The organism is Vibrio sp. Vb0888 (assembly GCF_033338835.1).
GTDB lineage: Bacteria > Pseudomonadota > Gammaproteobacteria > Enterobacterales > Vibrionaceae > Vibrio > Vibrio alginolyticus.
Window position 1 is genome coordinate 1 of sequence record NZ_JAWOTL010000225.1, and the last position, 1,166, is coordinate 1,166.

Sequence of the window (1,166 nt, forward strand, 5' to 3'; positions counted from 1 at the left end):
GGCGTGTTTATTGTGTCGTTAGGTCTAGCGCTAGTTGGGTTGGCGTGGTGGCAGAAGCGGCTGACGCACATCCTTGGTTTCAAAAATACAACCGACCAATTGCAGGAGGGCTGGCATGCGTTCTCTAACCAAACTCGACCGAGCCATGCAGATAAAACGCATCGAGGGTAAAGCGGCTTTGGAGCAATGCTTGCTGGATAAGCAAACCCTCAAATTTACCTCGAACCGATTCGTGCAAGAAAACCCGTGGACAGCGCTTGGGTTGAGTGCTTTTGCCGCGATTGCTGTTGCGAAAGCTGGGCGACTGTCTCGCGTCACGTCATCTCTCTCCTCCATCAGTTTGCTGCTCAATGGCGCGATGGATTTGAGTGGTCAGCTAGCCAAATCTTCTTCATCGTCTGCTGCATCCTCAAAAGAAGCTGGTGAAGAAGCGGCTCAACCATCCGATTTTCCACCTCATCAGTAGAGGACGCGCATGAATGGAAAATTAAACCTTCCCATCAATACCGTGATTGGTGTGTCTCTGCTGGTGTTATTGCTTGTTCCTGCACTCTACTTCGCCAAACCGGTGCTGTTACCTATGGTGATAAGTACGTTCGTGGCACTGCTGTTTAGCCCGCTGATCAATTATTTTGAAGACAAAGGCCTGCCACGCACGATAACCGTGGTGGTGACGTTGACGTTATTGGTGAGTGTTTCAATACTCGGTTTAGCGGCGATATCAGAACCCGCGAAACAATGGTGGGCTGAGTTGCCAAGCATCGTCCAAAACGTTTCGCAGGAAGTGAATGAAGTGACCAAAGCGTCGTCAGAGCACATGAATGCGCCGCTTGAGCTTGCCAGTGACATGAACATTGACGAGATGGGCAACAACACGGTGTTTTCTCTGCTGAAAGCGCTCGCGATCACCACACCAACGCTGTTAACTCAGGCGATGATTGTGCTGTTTATGGTGTATTTCATGCTTAATCATGGTCGAAGTCTGTTTCGTAAATCGGTTTCGCGTTTGCGTGGTTTTTCGAAACAACGTCAGGCGGTGGAGTTGGTGCAGGCTCTGCAGAAAGATTTATCGCGCTACATCGGCACCATTACTTTGGTCAATGCGGGTTTAGGCTTGTGTGTTGGATTGGTGTTTTTTGTCCTCGGCCTTGAAGACCCATTTCTAT

2 protein-coding genes are annotated in these 1,166 nt (G+C 49.7%); both read left to right on the forward strand.

Going from position 1 to position 1,166, the window contains the following annotated elements; all coding sequences use genetic code 11:
- The first annotated feature begins 115 nt into the window (after positions 1 to 115).
- Positions 116 to 466 carry a hypothetical protein gene (locus tag R7P72_RS25195; RefSeq protein ID WP_318110986.1) on the forward strand — a complete coding sequence of 117 codons (351 nt, stop codon included), beginning with the start codon at positions 116 to 118 and terminating at the stop codon, positions 464 to 466.
- A gap of 9 nt (positions 467 to 475) precedes the next feature.
- On the forward strand, positions 476 to 1,166 hold a 691-nt coding region (locus R7P72_RS25200), incomplete at its 3' end, for an AI-2E family transporter (protein ID WP_318110987.1).